Consider the following 16,829-nt stretch of genomic DNA (forward strand, 5'->3'; position numbering starts at 1 on the left):
TTTACTCGTCCATCCAGGAGAAAATCCCCCGTCCTCCATATTCTTTAATGTCACCGGCTATATCCATATTACTGGGTACAAAGAGAAAAATTCCGTTGCCCACCTTTTGCATGTTCCCGTTCAGGGCGTATGTAGCTCCGCTGACAAAATCCACCACGCGCCTGGCCAGCTCGCTTTCAGCCCTCTCCAGATTAACCACCACCGGGCGGCGGTTTTTTAAATGTTCAGCGATGCTCTGCACATCTTCAAAAGCCCGGGGTTCTGCCACAATAACCCGCACCTGGCGCTGGGTGTGTAAGCTGAATACCTGCCCCTTGCGCTTCACCTGGGGCACAGAATCTTCTTCCCGGAAGCGCTCCTTTTCCTCTTCCTCCAGGGGCTCCTCTTCAAAGCCCATAAAACCGAGTACTTTATCCACCAATTTTTTCGCCATGGTTATCCCTCCTTGGGTTTGGTCGAGGTCCAAAAATGGCGCTACCCACCCGAATTATATTTGCTCCTTCTTCTACGGCTACCGTAAAATCGTTGCTCATCCCCATAGACAAAAAATCCAGCGGTAACTCCGGCAGCTCTTGTTTAAGCCAGCTGGCCATTTGATACAGTTCCCTGAAGATCGGCCTTGCCTGTTCGGGATCGGAGACCAGGGGAGCAATGGTCATTAATCCGCGTACGCGAATACCGGGAAGCTCCGCCACCCCCGCAACAAAGCTCCTCACCTCCCCGGGGGGTAAACCGTATTTGGTTTCTTCCCCGGATATATTTACCTGTACCAGCACTTCCACCGTTAAACCCCGCTCCTGGGCCCGGCGGCTGATTTCCCGGGCCAGGCGCCAGCTGTCCAGGGAATGGATCAGGTGTACCTTGCCGATAATATATTTAACCTTATTCGTTTGCAGATGGCCGATAAGGTGCCATTCCACATCAACCGGCAGCTGGGGGTGTTTGGCCACCAGTTCCTGCACCCGGTTCTCCCCAAAGGCATTTATTCCTGCTGCCAGCGCTTCCCGCATAATGTCGACGGAAACATTTTTAGTCACTGCTACCAGCTTAACCGAGCCGGGATCCCGGCCGGCCTTTTTTGCCGCTTTTGTCATCTGCTCAATTACATGAGAAAGGTTTTCCCTGACTCCCAATATCTTTCCCCCCAGCTCTCATTCCAGCCTGTCTCCCTCCCGGACCCAGAAAGGGTTGGTCACATAGCGGGTGCGGGTAGATAGACTCTGGCCGGAAATAACCACCCGTCCTGACGTTTCACCCAGAACCTGAACGGGCACCCAGGTGGCCCGGCGCCGGGAAATGACATAAATCCCGGGTTGCCCGTCCCGCTCCACCACCGCCCGGGGAGGGACCAGAAAACCGGCCACTTCTCCCGTCACCAGCTCCAGCTGGACCTGGCGCTGGTGGACCAGGTCGCCGGGATAAACGGATAACAGAAAGAGCATCTCTTCCCCGGTAATTTTCTCCAACCGGGCGCGCATTTGCCGCCCCTGCCATAGAACGACCACCGGTTGCCCGGAAGACCATCTTCCAGCTCCGGCTTCCTCCCGGGGAACGCGGCACCAGTACCATATGCCGGACAGGTTGTCCACCAACTTGCCTACGGGTTCCCCTTTTTCTACCCGGTTCCCTGTACCGGGGGAAGCGGATTTTGCCCCCAGTTTTTCCACGGCCTCCATTTCTAATGCATTTCCAGGCCGCAATACCTTTTCCAGTCCATCGATATGGTTGCAAAAAACCCCTCCCCGGGGTGCATAAACAACCATCTTTCTTCCATCGTTACCATTATCAGCCAGAAGGATCTCTGCCACCGCTCCTCCGGCCCGCACCCGCTGCCCGTCACTTACCAGCAGCCTTAACTGGCCCCTTCCCGGTGAGGGAAGCAGTTGCTCTTCCTTAATCAGCCAGCCGGAGGTGGTAATGGTACGGGAAACCTTGTCCTCCTCCAACCATTCCACCCTGACCAGCCGTGTCTCAACCAGGTACCAGGTGCGATTTCCCAGCCACCAGAGGAAAAAAAGAACCACCAGAGAAAGGATCGACAAAGGGAATATTTTTCTGGCCCGGAGCAGGGAGATCAACCCCGTCACCTGCCAAGATTCAGATAGAGATGCGTAACTTGTTTTATTCTACGGCTCTTGGTGCAAATCCTGCGAAAAAAGAACCGGCAACTGGCGCCCGGGTAAGAAAATTAGTTCAGTTCCCGGCGTTCACCCGTGACCAGGTAGATGACGGCCTCTCCAATATTGGTGGCATGGTCGGCAATCCTTTCCAGGTAGCGACTGACGTAAAGAAGGTAGGCCGATTGCATCACTGTTTTAGGATTCTCTATCATGCCGTTGATCAGTTCCCGGAAGACTCTAGCAAAGATATAGTCCACTTCATCATCCAGGGCACACATCTCCCTGGCCTTTTGGACATCACCATTAACATAGGCATCCAGTCCATCTTTGACCATTTGCTGGGCAAGCCGTCCCATTTGAGGAATATATTCCAGGCATTTTACCGTCAAAGGCTGCCCGCTCAAACACATGGTGGCCCGGGCGATATCCACCGCATGATCGGCCATCCGCTCCAGACTCAAAAGAATCTTGATCCCGGTGATGGCCACCCGCAAATCCCGGGCAATGGGTTGCTGGGTGGCAATTAATTTTACGCATTTATCTTCAATTTCCAGGTAAAGTTCATCGATCATCTCATCGCCCATGATTACCTGGGCCGCACTTGCCACGTCGAGCTTGACCAGGGATTGCACCGCATCATAAATGGCCTGTTCCACCAGACTGGCCATGCGCAGGATATCCTGCTGGAGTTCAGCCAGGGCTTTATCAAAGGAAGAACGGGGACTCACGGTCATCCCTCCCGCAAAAACATGCAAGTTTTCGTCCTTTGCGCCAAAATTCGCAGGTGAACGGCAAACCTCAAAGTCCTAACCAAATCGACCGGTAATATAATCTTCCGTACGCTGATCTTTGGGACGGGTAAAGATTTCATCCGTCGTCCCCCATTCCACCAGTTCGCCGTTTAAAAAATACGCGGTAACGTCCGAAACCCGGGCGGCCTGCTGCATATTGTGGGTCACAATCACAATGGTGTAATCTTTCTTCAGCACCTGGATCAGCTCTTCTATTTTGAGAGTGGAAATGGGATCCAGGGCGGAACTGGGTTCGTCCATCAGTAGCACTTCCGGTTCCACCGCCAGGAGGCGGGCAATGCAGAGGCGTTGCTGCTGGCCACCGGAAAGGCCCAGGGCCGATTTAAATAAGCGGTCCTGCACCTCATCCCACAGGGCCGCGTCCCGCAGGCTCCTTTCCACAATTTCGTCCAACAACCGCTTATTCTTGATACCGTGAACCCTCGGGCCGTACGCCACGTTATCATAAACCGACATAGGAAAGGGATTCGGACGCTGGAAGACCATCCCGACTCGTTTGCGTAAGTAAACCACATCCACATCGGGAGCGTAGATATCCTGGCCGTCCAGTAAAACCGTTCCCTCTATCCGTACTCCCTCGATAAGATCGTTCATCCGGTTTAAGGTACGTAAAAAGGTTGACTTGCCGCAACCGGAAGGACCAATAAGAGCAGTGATTTTATTGGCCTTTATATCTAAATTGATATCTTTCAGGGCGTGAAAATCTTTATAATAAAGGTTTAAATCTTTAACGGCAATCTTCACGTGTTCCTCCATCGGGCACCCCCCAAGTCAACTCTTTTTTTGTCATTGTGGCCCGTTCTAACAAAGGAATGTTAATTATGGTTTACCAAAGGCTATTTTTGATTAACGGGATGCCGGTTCAGCCAGGGGCAGGGTAAAGTAAAACAAACTTCCCTTGCCGGGTGTACTTTCCACCTCAATCTTGCCGCCATGAGCGCGAATAATATGTTTCACAATGGCCAGGCCGATACCAAAACCCCCCAGTTCCCGGGAACGGGCCTTATCCACACGGTAGAAACGCTCAAATATACGGGGCAGGCTTTCGGCAGGAATGCCAATGCCGGTATCTTCCACCTCTACCCTCAACTGATCCTCCAGGACCATGGCCCGGATGGTTACGCTGCCCCGGGGCGGGGTATATTTAATGGCGTTGTCCAGCAAATTAATCAACACCTGGGCAAGCATATCGGGATCACCATACACGCTGGGCAGATCCCGGGGCACTTCCAGGGAAAGGGTGAGTGCTTTTTCCTTTGCCTGCGGCCGGAACAGGGAAGCCACGCGGTTGATAATGTCCACCAAATTCACCGGTTGCCAGCGGTGCACCACCCGTCGTTCCTCAATCTTGGAGAGATCCAGCAGATCGTCCACCAGACGGGTTAGGCGTTCGGTTTCCTGACTCATTATTTCCAGAAACTGGCGGGAAGTTTTGGGATCATTCATAGCCCCGTCCAGAAGGGTTTCTAAGAAACCCTTGATGGAAGTTAATGGAGTACGCAGTTCATGGGAAACATTGGCCACAAACTCCGTACGCATCTGTTCCAGTTTTTTGCGTTCGGTAATATCCCGCAGGACCACCACTACCCCCCCGGTTTCCCGGTTGGAGCCTTTTAAAGGGGTGGCATGGAGGCGGAAAATGCGAGGGTCGGAGCCGGCCCCGAAAATTTTCACTTCCTCGCTGGTGGGTTTTTGTGTCTCTAGAGCCTTGCGCAGGAGGCGCTCAACGTCATAGTTGCGGATAACTCCCAGGATTTTTTTCCCCAGGCAGGTTTCCTGCCTTAAGTCAAATATTTCCTCTACCACCGGGTTTATGAGCAGCACGCGACCCTCCCGGTCCAGGGCAATTACCCCGTCGGCCATGCTGTCCAGAATGGCGCGGGCCCGGTTCCTTTCATCGGTAATCATGTCAATAGTGTTCCGCAGTTGACGGGCCATGTCATTAATGCTGCGGGCCAGTTCCCCTATTTCATCCTGGGTATAAATATGCAGTTCCCGGTCCAGGTTGCCCCGGGCCATATCCCTGGCCGCGGCAATGATTTCATTTAACGGACCGATGACCCTCTGGTATAAAAGCCAGGCCAGTAATACCGATAGGGGCAGGATAATAAATAAAGCTCCTAATACGCTCAGTTTTTTAGCGGCATAAAGCTGCAAAAGGGCAAAAAAGATGGCCATTAGGAAAAAATAACTGACCACCGGCCGCCAGGAAATACCCCGCAGGAAGTTAAGCTTCACCCTCTAAGGCACCTCCCGGAAGCGATAACCCACCCCACGCACCGTTTCAATATACTGGGGCGCGTTGGGCACCTGTTCCAGCTTTTGACGGATATGGCGTATATGCACATCCACCGTCCGGGAGTCCCCGGCATAATCGTAACCCCAGATCTGTTCCAGCAGGTATTCACGGGAAAAAACTTTTCCCGGCTCACTGGCCAGAAAACGCAGTAACTCGAATTCCTTCGGAGTTAGGTCCTGTTTAACGCCGTCCACGGTAACCAGGAAACGATCCGGGTCAATTACCAGCCGCCCGCGGACCAGTCTTCCCCCCGGAGGGCGAACACCCCTGCCTTCGCCTTCCCCAGGCGCCCGGCGCAACCGGGCTTTGACCCGGGCCACCAGCTCCCGCGGGCTGAAAGGCTTGGTGACGTAGTCGTCGGCTCCCATTTCCAGACCCAGGACCTTATCCAGTTCCTCCCCCCGGGCACTGATCATGATTACCGGAATATGCCGGGTTTCGGCCTCCTGCTGCAAGGTGCGACAGACCGCCAAGCCATCCTGTCCCGGCAACATCACATCAAGGAGGATGAGATCGGGCCGCTGGGAGCGTGCCATTTCGATGGCGATATTCCCGTCCGTGGCGGCTATTACCTGGTAACCTTCCTTTTCCAGGTTAAAGCGGATCAACTCCACAATATGCTCTTCATCATCCACAACCAGGATTTTAGCCATATAGTCGCCTCCTTTAAGCGGCGGGTTAAGTTAACATGATCAGGGCCGCCATCCTCCCGGTACGGCCGCCACTCCCCCGGTAGGAAAAAAAGAGGTCCTGCCGGCAACAGGTGCAAACACCGGCTATAAAAATGTTTTCCGGTACAAGGCCGGCTTCCAGGAGAACGCGCCGGTTGGCCTCCCAAAGGTCGAGCTGCCACTTGCCAGACGGATTGGGAACTAAAAGATCCTGCCAGAAGGGAAAATGTCCTTTAAACAGGTCAACCAGGGGCGCATCCACTTCATAGCAACAGGGTCCAATGGAGGGGCCAATGCCCGCCAGGCAATCCTCGGATCGGCTGCCAAAGAAACGGCCCATGGCCTCCACCGTTTTGGCCGCAATGTCAAGGTACGTCCCCCTCCAGCCCGCATGTGCCAGACCCACCACCCGCCGAACCGGATCCAGAAGGAAAACCGGCACGCAATCGGCATAATAACTGGACAGGGGTACCAGGAGTTCCCCGGTAATCAGGGCATCAGTGGCGGGCAGGGCATCTTCCGTTGACCGGGCCCCCCGGCCGCGGTGAACCTTCCCGACCACCGCCACCCGGTCCCCGTGGACCTGCTGGCCGGCCACCAGGTGTGCGGGGTTCATTTCCAAAGCCCGGCAGGCCCGCTCCCGGTTGGTCAGCACATGACCAGGGTCATCACCCACGTGAAAGGCCATATTTAAAGTGGCGAACTCCCCAGCACTGACACCGCCATGGCGGGTGGTAAAGCCATGGCTCACCAAACCGGTGTCCAGGAAGGCTTCCCAGAGCAGCCACTTAACCGTCCCTTCTTCTCTCCACAGGTAGCCGGGCACGGAAATCAGTCCCTCCCAAAAAACCGGGAAAATTCCCGATTACACCATAATTATATCGGTACGCCTTGTTTTAGGCAATGTAATTAACTGGCCTGCTTTTGAATGGATGCCAGCAGGGCGTTCAAATGGTCCAGCTGTTCCATAATCTCCTGGTAATGCCCCCTACCCAGACCACTGGCCAGCACATCCTGTAAACGGCTCGCCACTGCGTCATATGCCCGGCGTAACTCCTCCTCGCCAAGCGGCAAAGCCGGGGTAAGCTGCACTTCTTCCTCAAGCACGGGAACGTGCACGGAATAACCGTAACGACGGGCAATATCCTGCGCCAGAACATTCATGGAAGAAGGTTCCCCGTGCACCAGGAAAACCCTGGTAGGGGGTTTTTGTAAGTGTCCCAACCATTCCAGCAATTCTTCTTTATCCGCATGGGCAGAAAAACTATCGATACTTTTAATGGTAGCCCGTACGGCCACTTCTTCCCCGTGAATGCGCACGTATTTTGCCCCGTCTTTTATCTTACGGCCCTTGGTTCCAGGAGCCTGGTAACCAACAAAAAGAATGGTGCATTCGGGACGCCACAGGTTGTGGCGCAGGTGGTGCTTGATCCGGCCGGCCTCGCACATACCGCTGGCCGCTATGATGATGGCCCCGCTTTTAATTTTATTTAAAGCCATGGATTCTTCGGTGGTGCGGGTAAACTCAAGGGCGGTCATGTTTAGGGGGTCTTTCCCTTGGGCTATAAGCTCCCGGGTCTCCTGGTCAAAATAAGGTGTATATTTTTTGAAAACTTCCGTGGCCGCCACGGCCATGGGGCTGTCAATATAAACCTTCATGGGCGGGAAGCGGTTGTTGACAATCAGGAGATTGAGATCATAAAGCAAATCCTGGGTGCGTTCCACGGCAAAAGCGGGAATAATTAAATTGCCGCCTTTACGATAGGTCTCCCAGATAATATCGTGGAGCAGATTTACATGATCCCCCTGATCCGGGTGCAGGCGGTCACCATAGGTGGATTCGATGAATACATAATCGGCATGGTCAATAAACGAGGGGTCTTTAAGGAAGGGCTTGTTCTTTTTCCCTAAATCCCCAGTAAAAAGAAGTTTGGTTTCTTGTCGCCCCTCCCTGACCGTAAGTTCTACCATGGCCGAACCAAGGATATGTCCCGCTTCTAAAAAGCGTACGCTGATCTCTTTGGTGAGATTTACCACCCGGTCGTAATCCACGGGCTCAAAAAAATTTATAGCCCGGTTGGCGTCCTCAACGTTATAAATTGGTTCTATGAGCGGGCGGCCGGCCCGGGCGGCCTTGCGGTTAAGCCTTTCTACCTCCATTTCCTGGATGTGCCCGCTGTCGGGCAACATGACTGCACACAGATCGATGGTAGCCGGGGTGGCCAGCACCTTGCCCCGAAAACCATGTTTCACCAGCTTGGGAATTAAGCCGCTGTGATCTATATGGGCGTGGGTGAGCAAAACGTAATCCACGCTAAGGGGTGATACAGGGAAAGGCCGGTAGTTGCGCTCCCTTAAGGCCCGGGCCCCTTGAAACATGCCGCAATCCACCATTATCCGGTTGGCTCCCACTTCTAAAAGAAAGCAGGAGCCCGTGACCGTTTGGGCAGCTCCGAGAAAACGAACGCGCATGCAACCCCTCCTAATTAGTGCAACTTAGATTTTTATTAATTCCCTTTCAACGAGGATATCCCTTCTGAATACAGTGAAAAATGTCTTCCTTGACAGGTGCCGGTCCGCGGCGTAAGCTAAAAATAGCCGGGAAGTCCCGGCTGTGAATGGGGAAAGGGGTGTTACGGAATGCCTATTTATGAATTTCGCTGCAACACCTGCGGTCACCGCTTTGAAAAATTATGCTCGCTGGGAGAAAGTGGTGAGCATCAGGTATGCCCGGCATGCCAGGCCACCGGCGCAAACCGGCTAATGAGCAGCTTTGCCTCCCTGGGCAACCGGGATGCCGGCGGTAGCAGCAGTGGTGGCAGCAGCTGCGGCGGTTGCGCCGGGGGAAGCTGCGCTACCTGCGGACATTGAAAAAGGGGGTTCAAAGCCCCCTTTTTTTCGCTATATGGGATATGGCCGGAATTAGATGCAGCGCAAATCCACCTCATCAACGGCCACAGGGTTATTGTTGCCGGCTGCCGGAGTAAAAATGAACCGCACCTCCACCCGGCCCGTGCGTGCCGGGGAAAGACCGGTGGTAAGGGAAAAACGCCGGCAGGACTCCGGGATGCTGGTTTCACTGAAAACGGGGTCCGCCCTGCTGATCAGTCGCCCCTGGACATCGTAGAAAAACACCGCCGCTTCCAGAGAGAAGTTCCCCCGAGGAGGCCGCCCGGGAATTTCCCGGGCGGAAAAGCTCAGTTGATACAACCGGCCGGGCAGGCCCGCCACCGACTGGGTAAGGGTGGCCTGGCGGTTGGGCACAGCCCCCATACCGGCGGCAAGGCGTCCCCCGCAGTTTAACGGGGTGCGGAAAATGTTGGTTCCATTCCACAAGACAGGCGTATTCACATCCCGCCATTCCTCTAAACCTGGATCCCGTAACAAATTACCGGTAGGGCACACACCAGTTGGCGGGGGCGGCGTTGGCACCACCGCGGGCGCAACACTTATGGGTATGGAAACAAAACGCTGGGCCAGCCCCCGGGCCACGTTGAAGCCCCGGATGGTGAAATTGCCTGAAGCCACCAGATTACCCGCGTTGTTCCGCTGGTCCCAGGTCGCCCTGAAGGTCTGGCTTTCCCCCGGTTGAAGCGTTACCTGGCCGGCAACTTGAGGAAAGCTCCTCCCAAAGGACCAGCGCCACACTTCCCGGCCCTCCCGCAGGGCGGCAAAGTCGAAACGCTGGCCCGTAGCATAGGTCATGGTGATAGGGCTATCCTGGATGTTTACTTTAATTAAGGTTAAACGCACCGGTTCCCCCTGGCGGTAAGTCCGGCGATCTGTAGATAAAACATACAAAAGTCCATCAACAACACGGGCGGCAACCGGATCTCCCCCGGCACCACCGTCTCCGTCCGCCTCAATGGTTAAAACCATCCCCACGTCGATATGATCGGGATCGGAAATATTATTCAAGGCCACCAGTTTCTCCACGGTGGTGTTAAAACGCTGGGCAATTGATGAAAGTGTGTCCCCCGGCTGCACCGTATAGGTAAGCATAACAAACCCTCTCCCCGGTAGCAATGGGTGTGATTGTTTCATTATATGCTCCCAGGGGGCAGAAGGTTCATCAGGGCCCCAAGCCATTGACAACGTAATGAAATAAGGCAAGTACCACCATCATGTACTTGCCTTGTTCCTGTTTCATTACCCGCCCCACGAAGCGATGACCACCCGGCCGCAGGCAAGGGAGGCGGGTACATCGATAATGCGCTGGTTGCTGGAACCACGGAAGGGCAGTTCCGGGTCCCTTTTTTCCTGGATATAGGGACCGTCCACAATATAATCGGAAAGCTCCAGAAGCTCTTTTACCGCCCCATCCCTTCTGGCGAGCTCAAGAAGTTCCTCCCAGGTATAGCCCGTATAAGTAATCACATCCCGGCCCAGGGCGTGAGCCTGCCGGGCCAGATAGGCCAGGGCGCCGGCCTGGGCAAAGGGCTCGCCCCCGGAAAGGGTTATCCCTTTTAAAAGGGGATTTTTCTTGACCATGGCCAGAACTTCTTCCACCTCAACCAAAGTGCCCCCGGCCGGATCCCAGGTATGGGGATTATGGCAGCCGGGACAGCGACGGGGGCAACCCTGGGCAAAAACCACCAGCCGCAGGCCAGGCCCGTCCACCACACTTTCCTTAATTATCCCGGCTACACGTAACTGCATAAGTACCTCTCCTCGCTAAAGCATCTAACTCAAGCTGTGGGGCAAACGGTCGTTTAATTCCGCCACCTTGCTGTCGTTGAAGCGGTCCACGGTGGAAAGGTAACCGGTAATCCGCCGCACCCGCCGGATGGCTGCCGACCCGCAGCGGGGGCAATTGTTTTCGTTGATTACACCCATTAAGTTGCAGCTGGTACAGAAATCCACCGGGAAGTTAATGGCCGCATAACCCATGTCGCTGGCCGCCATGTGGCGGATAATGGCTTCCACCGCCTCGGGGTTGTGTACCGGTGGCGAAGCCATTTCCACATAGCTGATGTGCCCGGCATTGCAGTATTTATGGTAGGGTCCTTCCAGGCTGATTTTCTCAAAGCTGCTGATGGGATAGTACACCGGTATATGGAAAGAGTTGGTGTAATATTCCCGGTCCGTCACGCCGGGAATAATGCCGAACTCCCGCCGGTCTATGTGCACAAACCGCCCGGAAAGCCCCTCGGCCGGTGTGGCCAGCAGGGTATAGTTCAGGTCATATTCCTCACAGGCCTCATCAATACGCCGGCGCATAAAGGCCACAATCTCCTGGCCGAGGGCCTGGGATTCCTCGCTTTGGCCGTGATGCCGCCCGGTTAAAGCCACCAGGGCTTCGGCCAGGCCGATAAAGCCCACGGCCAGGGTGCCGTTGACAATGGCCGGTTCGATACAATCGTCCTCCTTCAGCCCCTCCGAACCCAGGTAAATACCCTGCCCCATGACAAAGGGCATGTCCTTGACCTTGAGCCTGGCCTGCACCCGGAAGCGATGGTAAAGCTGCCTGATGGCCAGGTCCATAACCTCCGACAAAAGCCCATAGAACCGCTTGAGATTTCGCTCGGCCTTTATGCCCAGCCGGGGCAGGTTGATGGTGGTGAAGGACAGGTTCCCCCTACCCGGCGTGACCTCCGGACCCCGCCTGTTGGCCATCACCCGGCTGCGGCAGCCCATATAGGCCACCTGATCCCCGTAAGGACGGTTGAAAGAAGAATCCATAAAGGCAAAGGAAGGATTCAACCGTTTGCTGGCTACCCGAATGGCTAACTGGAACAAATCATAGTTCGGGTCCCCGGGTTCAAAGTTGACCCCTTTCTGTATACGGAAAATGATATTGGGGAAAATGGGGTTTTCCCCCCTCCCCAGCCCGGCCTCATAGGCTAAAAGCAGGTTGCGGGTTACCTTACGCCCGGCCTCGGAAGTATCGGTGCCCAGGTTGATGCTGGAAAACGGCACCTGGCTCCCCGCCCGGGAGTGCATGGAGTTGAGGTTGTACACCAGGGCTTCCATGGCCTGGAATGTCTCGTTTTCATCGGCATCTTCCACAAAGGGAGCCATTTGCCGGTCAAAGAAGGGGAAGGACTGCCCGCCGAACATATCGTTTTGTGAACTCTGCAAAATGATTGCCGCCAGGGCCGTAGCCGAGGTTGGCCGTTTCGGGGGTCGGATGTACCCGTGACCGGTATTAAAGCCTTCGGTCAAGAGCCTGTCCAGGGGCAGCTGCAGGCAGTTCAAGGTTTTGGCGTACCAGTCAAGATCGTGGATGTGGATGTCTCCCCGCATATGGGCATTGGAAAAATCCTCGTCCAGAAGGCGGGTGAGATAATATTTCTTGCTGGCTGCGCTGGCAATCTGCAACATTTTGGCCGAGGGGGAATTGCCCACATTGGCATTTTCCCGGTTGGTTTCCGCCAGGATTTCCTCCACCGCATCCATTAAATCACCCTTGGCTTCCCGGATGCGGGTTCGCTTGTCCCGGTAGAGGATGTAGGCCTTGGCCGTGCGGGCGTGACCGGCTTCAATGAGCACCTTTTCCACCACGTCCTGAACATCTTCCACGCCGAAGACCTGGCCGTTGTATTTCTTTTTGAGCATCTTGAGGACCTCGATGGTGAGCTCCATGGCCGTCTGGCGGTCCTCACCCCCTACCGCCCGGGCGGCCTTAAAGATGGCATCGGTAATTTTGGTCTCATCGAAGGGCACTTCCCGCCCATCCCGTTTGCGGATAACTTTGAACAAATTCGTTTCCTCCTCTAACTAAGGTCTGTATAAATATCCAGCGTTCCTGCCTTTGTTATGTAAAAGATCTGACTTACAATTCCAGCTGCTACAATTTAAGCTAAACTTTTACGGCGTTTCGGATAAGCGCCGGATTTCCTGCAAAAATTCCTGTACATCCCGGAACTCCCGGTAAACCGAGGCAAAGCGTACATAAGCCACTTCATCAAGCACACGCAGCCGTTCCATAATCATTTCGCCGATTTGCCGGCTGGTAACCTCCAGCTCCGCCGTGCTGCGCAATGTGCGCTCCACCTCGTCCACCAGGGCCTCCAGGGCGGCCATGGATACTGGGCGCTTTTGACAGGCCTTCACCAGCCCGGCCAGGAGCTTATTGCGATCAAAAACCTCCCGCCGGCCGTCCTTTTTTACCACCACCAGGGGAAGCTCATCCACCCGCTCGTAGGTGGTAAACCTCCGGGCGCATCCCGCGCATTCCCTCCGGCGGCGGATGGAATAACCGTCCTCCGCCGAGCGGGAATCCAGCACCCGGCTTTCCGAAAAACCGCAGAAGGGACAGCGCACGCTGTTTCACCACTCTTTTCCATCACGGGCCCGGGGATAAATTTCTTCACATATATAGTACAGCTGGTGAGGATATTATACTATATATAGGGGGTAAAACTAAAACGTGAAAAGGGTACCCCTCGCGAAACCACAAATGATTTCCTCCTTCTTGGTCTACCAGAGGTACCCTTTTCACATTTTTCCGCTGCGGTAATGCTTGTCCGACATTTTTAATCGGGGACGATTACCACCCGAACCGGAAACGGATAGTTTCGAAGTTCTTCTTAGAAATATCGTTCTTTCCCGTTGCCCGGAAAACCACCTTCAGGCCGTATGTCGGTAACATCCCGCAAATCGATTAGGATTACGTCCAGGCCGATTTTTTTAATTTTATGCCAGGGGACCACAATTTCCTCTTCCCGGCCGAACAACCCTAAAAGGCGACTTCCCTGACCGGGGAGAATGATGGCGCTGATACGCCCCTGTTCCAGGTCAATGTCAATATCCTTAATCGGCCCCATACGGCGCCCGTCAGCAATGTTAATTACTTCCCGCATGCGCAAATCCGATACCTTTACCATTGCCTGCACCCCCTGGCATATTATATGCCGCCAGGGGGGCAGGCTGAACCCAGCACTCACCGAAATAAAGGTTATCTAATGGTGCGGACTGACTATATGCGGTTTTGATCTACGTAGTTACCTAAAAACGGTGAGTGCTGGGCACTCCAGAGACGATCCAACCAGCCATGCGCACCGGCAAAGAAGTCCAGGATGCGGAAACGAAATTCCACGGGAGTACCGTCGGAGGAATTTACTCTTAAAATGGTACCCTCGTCCTGGCCGTTCTGGTGGGTGGGAGCCAGGGTGGCTACGGCGGAGGGCCCGGTCCATTTAAAAGCCGGCTCCGCTTTTGAACCCGCCGCGGCATCTTCATCCGGCGGAGAGAAAGGTTTTTGCTCCGGACTTTCTTTAGCCGGATCATGCTTCAACCCGGGGTCCCGCCGGGGCGGGTTTTCCCGTTCACCGGCACAAGGTCCGGCAGCATTTTGAACATCTACAAAACATAGAGGAGGGAATAACACGCACCACCAGTTGGCACCGGCACCCCGGCCGATGACCACCCGCACCGCTTCATATTCGCCGGCGGGCAGGGTCAGGTCGTGAACTCTCCCCGGGTTGGCATTAGCCACGTGATAGGTTTTCGCCGGAAACCGGTAGTGACCCAGGGACACGGTAACGGGGTAGTCCGCCCCGGCATCGCGGATTGCCTGCCTGGCCAGTTGCTCCATGTAATCCAGGTTGGTCCGGGCGATGATCCTGGCTTCTTCAATATCCCGGGCCTGCTGGAAGCGAAGGGTCATGGCCTGGACAAGCACATCCCGCACCCGGAATTTCAGCGCCTGGTCGGTGGGCGAATTGCTGTTGGCTATTACATGGAAGCGGATCAGGTGATCGGGACGGTAAGGGTTATCCATGACATGCCGGTACCAACCCCAGCCGGCCAGCAGCGTCACCGCCAGCACACCTGCAACCCAAAAGCCAATCCGCCTTTGCGAGAGCATTTTCTCGTTCCCCCATTACTTAACTTGCAAATATTTGTTCTACCCCTAGTTTTACCCGTATTTCGACAGCTTAAACCTGGAGTAATGGGGGCACAGAAAAGCGAAAGCACCGGTGAGTTTTATCCCCTGGGAGCGGTCAGAAGGGACAACACCGGCGGCAGAAAGAAACGCCAAAAACAAAACCTATAGTAAACGTTCACTAAAACCGCTTTGTTACTACAAAGGCACGGCGTTGTTTATAGCGAACGATTTTGCGGAGCGCCGGTAACAACACCCGGTGAACCCAGCACTCACCGGCAAAGATGCTTCATTCCAAGGCAAATGCAAAATGCAGTAGAAAATTTGGCCTTCGCAGTATGGCTTATTCAGTGAGTGCTGGGCGGCCCGAAGCGAACCGCGGTGCGCATCTTACGCGGAGCATATGAGTGAGCGGAACAACGCCGTGCCTTAAGCGGCTTAACCAAACATTTACAACCTATAAATATTTGCGCATGTTATTTAAAGCAGCCTTCTCCAGGCGGGATACCTGGGCCTGGGATATGCCGATCTCTTCCGCCACCTCCATCTGGGTTTTCCCCTCATAAAAACGCAAGGTCAGGATTAATTTTTCCCGATCGCTCAGTCGCCTTAAGGCATCCCTGATGGCGATGCCTTCCAGCCAGTTATGGTCGTGGTTCTTTTCGTCCTTAATCTGGTCCATGACAAAGATGGGGTCCCCGCCGTCATGATAGATAGGTTCAAAGAGGGAAATGGGTTCCTGGATGGCATCCAGGGCAAAAACTATTTCCTCCCGGGGCAGCTTCAATTCCCCGGCGATTTCGTTGATCGACGGTTCCCGGGAATACTTGTTTACCAGGTTGTCTCTTACCTGCAGGGCTTTATAGGCAATATCCCTTAAAGAGCGGCTTACGCGAATGGAATTGTTGTCTCTTAAATAACGCCGGATTTCACCAATGATCATGGGAACAGCGTAGGTGGAAAACTTAACGTTCTGGGAGAGGTCAAAATTATCGATCGCCTTCATCAATCCGATGCAACCCACCTGAAAGAGGTCGTCCACATATTCACCGCGGTTGGTAAACCGCTGGATTACCGAAAGGACCAAGCGCAGGTTACCATTAATCAACTGGGTTCGGGCTTCCTGGTCTCCGTTATGCATTGCTTCGAACAACTGGCGCATCTGGGTCCCCGTTAACAGGGGGAGTTTTGAGGTGTTCACACCACTGATCTCTACCTTGTTCAGCAGCATGGAAGACCGCCCACCTCTTTTCAAGTTTTTATGCGTTTGGCCATAACCTCATTATTACCCCGCCCCCCTGCCTTTATACATGGATAAAAAAAGACCCGGCGGACTTTGGAGCACTTAGCCACCCTATTCCAGCCGGTGCATTTCCTTCTTCAGCCGCTTGATAATTCTCTTTTCCAGCCGGGAAATGTAGGACTGGGAAATACCCAGTAAGTCGGCCACCTCCTTTTGAGTCTTTTCCACCCCGTTGTTCAAGCCGAAACGTAGTTCCATAATCTTGCGTTCCCGGCCGCTCAATTTGTTCAGCGCCATATACAAAAGCTTTTTATCTATCTCATCTTCAATATACTTGTAGATAATATCGTTTTCCGTACCCAGCACATCGGAGAGCAATAGCTCGTTGCCCTCCCAGTCAATATTCAGGGGTTCGTCAAAGGATACCTCAGCCCGGGTTTTATTGTTGCGGCGCAGGTACATGAGGATTTCGTTTTCAATGCAGCGGGAAGCATAGGTGGCCAGCTTGATTTTTTTCGCGGGGTCAAAGGTGTTTACCGCCTTAATTAAACCAATGGTTCCGATGGAAACCAGGTCCTCTATCCCTACACCGGTATTTTCAAACTTCCGGGCTATATAGACCACCAGACGGAGGTTGCGTTCAATGAGCACGGTGCGTACGGCGGTGTCTCCGGCCTCCAGTTTGTTGATCAAAAAGGATTCTTCATCGGTGGAAAGGGGTGGCGGGAGCGCCTCACTGCTGCCTACATAATAAATTTCCCGGTGGTAGCCCAACCAGGCCGCCAGCCTGATCAGTAGTAAGCGGCAGTGCCACTTCAGTTGCACAATTCTCGGCAAAGACATACTTTCCCACC

The 16,829-nt window shown here is 54.2% G+C and carries 18 protein-coding genes; 1 reads left to right on the forward strand and 17 read right to left on the reverse strand.

Annotated elements, in window-relative coordinates; genetic code table 11:
• Position 1: 1 nt before the first annotated feature.
• The 9 genes from G7K71_RS01940 to G7K71_RS01980 form a co-directional block, all read right to left on the reverse strand.
• On the reverse strand, positions 2-433 hold the full coding sequence (locus G7K71_RS01940; protein ID WP_166343084.1) for a cell division protein SepF: 432 nt from the start codon (positions 431-433) through the stop codon (positions 2-4).
• Positions 411-1,133, reverse strand: coding sequence for a YggS family pyridoxal phosphate-dependent enzyme (locus tag G7K71_RS01945; protein WP_166343086.1), 723 nt, complete (start codon positions 1,131-1,133; stop codon positions 411-413). Before G7K71_RS01945 ends, G7K71_RS01940 begins: the two co-directional genes overlap by 23 nt.
• A gap of 18 nt (positions 1,134-1,151) precedes the next feature.
• On the reverse strand, positions 1,152-2,078 hold the full coding sequence (locus tag G7K71_RS01950) for an HlyD family efflux transporter periplasmic adaptor subunit (RefSeq protein ID WP_166343088.1): 927 nt from the start codon (positions 2,076-2,078) through the stop codon (positions 1,152-1,154).
• A 110-nt stretch (positions 2,079-2,188) separates the two neighbouring features.
• The gene (phoU, locus tag G7K71_RS01955) at positions 2,189-2,848 is read right to left on the reverse strand and encodes a phosphate signaling complex protein PhoU (RefSeq protein WP_013822280.1); all 660 of its coding nucleotides are present in this window, start codon (positions 2,846-2,848) and stop codon (positions 2,189-2,191) included.
• Positions 2,849-2,926: 78 nt separating this feature from the next.
• Positions 2,927-3,688, reverse strand: coding sequence for a phosphate ABC transporter ATP-binding protein PstB (pstB, locus tag G7K71_RS01960; RefSeq protein WP_166343090.1), 762 nt, complete (start codon positions 3,686-3,688; stop codon positions 2,927-2,929).
• Positions 3,689-3,778: 90 nt separating this feature from the next.
• The gene (gene pnpS, locus G7K71_RS01965) at positions 3,779-5,170 is read right to left on the reverse strand and encodes a two-component system histidine kinase PnpS (RefSeq protein ID WP_166343092.1); all 1,392 of its coding nucleotides are present in this window, start codon (positions 5,168-5,170) and stop codon (positions 3,779-3,781) included.
• Between the two features lie 3 nt (positions 5,171-5,173).
• Positions 5,174-5,884 (reverse strand): response regulator transcription factor, encoded by a 711-nt coding sequence (locus tag G7K71_RS01970; RefSeq protein WP_166343094.1) that lies wholly within the window; start codon positions 5,882-5,884, stop codon positions 5,174-5,176.
• 25 nt (positions 5,885-5,909) lie between these two features.
• Positions 5,910-6,728, reverse strand: a complete 819-nt coding sequence (gene pgeF, locus G7K71_RS01975; RefSeq protein ID WP_166343096.1) for a peptidoglycan editing factor PgeF — start codon at positions 6,726-6,728, stop codon at positions 5,910-5,912.
• Positions 6,729-6,811: 83 nt separating this feature from the next.
• Entirely contained in the window at positions 6,812-8,374 is a 1,563-nt protein-coding gene (locus tag G7K71_RS01980) for an MBL fold metallo-hydrolase RNA specificity domain-containing protein (RefSeq protein ID WP_166343098.1), read from the reverse strand.
• 168 nt (positions 8,375-8,542) lie between these two features.
• Between G7K71_RS01980 and G7K71_RS01985 the strand changes: the two genes are divergently transcribed.
• Positions 8,543-8,773 (forward strand): zinc ribbon domain-containing protein, encoded by a 231-nt coding sequence (locus G7K71_RS01985; RefSeq protein WP_166343100.1) that lies wholly within the window; start codon positions 8,543-8,545, stop codon positions 8,771-8,773.
• Between the two features lie 51 nt (positions 8,774-8,824).
• Here G7K71_RS01985 and G7K71_RS01990 read toward each other — a convergent pair whose 3' ends face one another.
• The 8 genes from G7K71_RS01990 to sigE form a co-directional block, all read right to left on the reverse strand.
• The gene (locus G7K71_RS01990; protein ID WP_243174526.1) at positions 8,825-9,904 is read right to left on the reverse strand and encodes a BsuPI-related putative proteinase inhibitor; all 1,080 of its coding nucleotides are present in this window, start codon (positions 9,902-9,904) and stop codon (positions 8,825-8,827) included.
• A 147-nt stretch (positions 9,905-10,051) separates the two neighbouring features.
• A complete protein-coding gene (gene nrdG, locus G7K71_RS01995; RefSeq protein WP_166343104.1) occupies positions 10,052-10,561 on the reverse strand; it encodes an anaerobic ribonucleoside-triphosphate reductase activating protein in 510 nt (169 codons plus the stop codon).
• A gap of 24 nt (positions 10,562-10,585) precedes the next feature.
• Positions 10,586-12,604 carry an anaerobic ribonucleoside-triphosphate reductase gene (nrdD, locus tag G7K71_RS02000; RefSeq protein ID WP_166343106.1) on the reverse strand — a complete coding sequence of 673 codons (2,019 nt, stop codon included), beginning with the start codon at positions 12,602-12,604 and terminating at the stop codon, positions 10,586-10,588.
• 108 nt (positions 12,605-12,712) lie between these two features.
• Positions 12,713-13,168 (reverse strand): transcriptional regulator NrdR, encoded by a 456-nt coding sequence (nrdR, locus tag G7K71_RS02005; protein ID WP_166343108.1) that lies wholly within the window; start codon positions 13,166-13,168, stop codon positions 12,713-12,715.
• Positions 13,169-13,434: 266 nt separating this feature from the next.
• The gene (locus G7K71_RS02010; RefSeq protein WP_013822269.1) at positions 13,435-13,731 is read right to left on the reverse strand and encodes a YlmC/YmxH family sporulation protein; all 297 of its coding nucleotides are present in this window, start codon (positions 13,729-13,731) and stop codon (positions 13,435-13,437) included.
• A gap of 92 nt (positions 13,732-13,823) precedes the next feature.
• Entirely contained in the window at positions 13,824-14,714 is an 891-nt protein-coding gene (spoIIR, locus tag G7K71_RS02015) for a stage II sporulation protein R (protein WP_166343110.1), read from the reverse strand.
• Between the two features lie 475 nt (positions 14,715-15,189).
• Positions 15,190-15,963: an RNA polymerase sporulation sigma factor SigG gene (sigG, locus tag G7K71_RS02020; protein ID WP_013822267.1), complete on the reverse strand. Its 774-nt coding sequence runs from the start codon at positions 15,961-15,963 to the stop codon at positions 15,190-15,192.
• Between the two features lie 123 nt (positions 15,964-16,086).
• A complete protein-coding gene (gene sigE, locus G7K71_RS02025; RefSeq protein ID WP_013822266.1) occupies positions 16,087-16,818 on the reverse strand; it encodes an RNA polymerase sporulation sigma factor SigE in 732 nt (243 codons plus the stop codon).
• Positions 16,819-16,829: the final 11 nt, after the last annotated feature.

Source organism: Desulfofundulus sp. TPOSR, from assembly GCF_011393055.1.
Lineage (GTDB): Bacteria > Bacillota > Desulfotomaculia > Desulfotomaculales > Desulfovirgulaceae > Desulfofundulus > Desulfofundulus kuznetsovii.

Bases quoted from the DNA above. Each gene is read 5' to 3' on its own strand.
- G7K71_RS01940 (WP_166343084.1), bottom strand. From the start codon at position 433: ATGGCGAAAAAATTGGTGGATAAAGTACTCGGTTTTATGGGCTTTGAA.
- pstB (WP_166343090.1), bottom strand. From the start codon at position 3,688: ATGGAGGAACACGTGAAGATTGCCGTTAAAGATTTAAACCTTTATTAT.
- G7K71_RS01970 (WP_166343094.1), bottom strand. From the start codon at position 5,884: ATGGCTAAAATCCTGGTTGTGGATGATGAAGAGCATATTGTGGAGTTG.
- G7K71_RS01980 (WP_166343098.1), bottom strand. From the start codon at position 8,374: ATGCGCGTTCGTTTTCTCGGAGCTGCCCAAACGGTCACGGGCTCCTGC.
- G7K71_RS01985 (WP_166343100.1), top strand. From the start codon at position 8,543: ATGCCTATTTATGAATTTCGCTGCAACACCTGCGGTCACCGCTTTGAA.
- G7K71_RS01990 (WP_243174526.1), bottom strand. From the start codon at position 9,904: ATGCTTACCTATACGGTGCAGCCGGGGGACACACTTTCATCAATTGCC.
- nrdG (WP_166343104.1), bottom strand. From the start codon at position 10,561: ATGCAGTTACGTGTAGCCGGGATAATTAAGGAAAGTGTGGTGGACGGG.
- G7K71_RS02010 (WP_013822269.1), bottom strand. From the start codon at position 13,731: ATGGTAAAGGTATCGGATTTGCGCATGCGGGAAGTAATTAACATTGCT.
- spoIIR (WP_166343110.1), bottom strand. From the start codon at position 14,714: ATGCTCTCGCAAAGGCGGATTGGCTTTTGGGTTGCAGGTGTGCTGGCG.
- sigG (WP_013822267.1), bottom strand. From the start codon at position 15,963: ATGCTGCTGAACAAGGTAGAGATCAGTGGTGTGAACACCTCAAAACTC.
- sigE (WP_013822266.1), bottom strand. From the start codon at position 16,818: ATGTCTTTGCCGAGAATTGTGCAACTGAAGTGGCACTGCCGCTTACTA.